1 protein-coding gene is annotated in these 1461 nt (G+C 61.3%); it reads right to left on the bottom strand.

What is annotated here, in order from left to right; all coding sequences use genetic code 11:
* Positions 1–348: 348 nt before the first annotated feature.
* Entirely contained in the window at positions 349–933 is a 585-nt protein-coding gene (locus tag BLS85_RS18420) for an HD domain-containing protein (RefSeq protein WP_092788192.1), read from the bottom strand.
* Between the last annotated feature and the right edge of the window lie 528 nt (positions 934–1461).

Below are 1461 nucleotides of genomic sequence, written 5' to 3'. Positions count from 1 at the left end.
ATGTCGAACGGCGGCTTGACCATGCCCGCAGCGAATCACGAACCGCAAGTTCGCGCAACCAAATGTGAGTCGCGACGCAGCCACCGCCCGCACTTCTGCCCCGGTTACTGTTTTTCCTTCTTGATTGCCAATGTTACTGTTTTCCGATGGCCAAAGATTGGGGCCGCCCCTTCGCGCGCGGTAGATGCCGCATGGACATTCCCGATACCGCCCCCACCACGCCCTCGATGCCGGCGTTCACGTCCTCGGCCGAGGTCACAGGCAGCCATGCCGCACACCCTCGCGACCTAGCGCAGGGACACAGGTGGCCGGAATGAGCGTGCCAAGAATGAAGTGTATCCGCCACGGCTACGCCGTCGTGCCAATCGGGTATGCGTCGATCTTCTCCGCCAGCCGCTTTTCGAGATAAGGGCTGCATTCCCGCAAAGCCGACAAAATGCCCGTAGCCTCATCTCGATAGCGGACAATCTTCTCGCTCGACCAGTGACCTGGAGGCGGTTGGAGGTTGGTGATTCGATCAGCCATCTTTACCATCCACACCGCTTTCGGCTGACGTATGATCCGCCTGAGGCTGTCCTCCATCTGGCGCGTTTTTCGCTCTGCCTTGGGCAAGTCCCGGCCGATCGCCGAGTCCTTGGTGAGGGCCAAAACGCCATCCGCAATCACCGGCCCAAACTCGGCGAGCAAATCGCCATGGCTGATCGCGGTATCCTCAATCGTGTCGTGAAGCAGCGCGCACTGTATCGCGACGTCTCCGTCATGACCGCTTTCGACGGAAAGGGCCGCGATCACTTCCATCGCCACGAAGCTGACGTGCATCAGGTAGGGCAGATCAGTGCCAGGAACGCATTGCCGCAGGGTTTCATTCCAATGAGCTTCCGCAGCGAAACGGTAGGCCCTGATGTAAGTATCTTGGGACCATGCCGATGGCATGTCATGACCTCCCATACGGCGCAAAGCCAAAAGGCGTGTGACGACACTAACCCATGCCGACCGTGCTTGATACACCGCCGGTTTCCGGAGCCTGCCAGCCGTAGGCGGCGCACTGGAGCGCGTCGGCGATTGAGGCAAGCAACACGCCGGCGGCCGCCGGAATCCATCTCCGATCGGATGGGAGGGGCCGTCCTGGCGTTTCCAGAATTGTAACCGGGGCAGAAGTGCGGGCGGTGGCTGCGTCGCGACTCACATTTGGTTGCGCGAACTCGCGGTTCGTGATTCGCTGCGGGCATGGTCAAGCCGCCGTTCGACATTGATGCCCTGTATCCCACGGCAACGAGTCCAGGTTAATGAACCGGGTCTGCAATGAGCTGGGCAATGACGGCGGGGTCCCAGCCTGCGACCTTGCGGGTAGTCTTGATGGATCGCTTGCCGCGTCCGGCGCGGATGATATTGAAGGCGAAGCGGCGCACGAGGGCCATGTTCTGGGCGCCGTGCCCCCGTCGCAGTCGCGACTGATCCTCC

The sequence above is a fragment of the Rhodospira trueperi genome (genome assembly GCF_900101965.1).
Taxonomy (GTDB): Bacteria; Pseudomonadota; Alphaproteobacteria; order Rhodospirillales; family Rhodospirillaceae; genus Rhodospira; species Rhodospira trueperi.
This window is presented reverse-complemented; position numbering and strand designations above follow the sequence as displayed.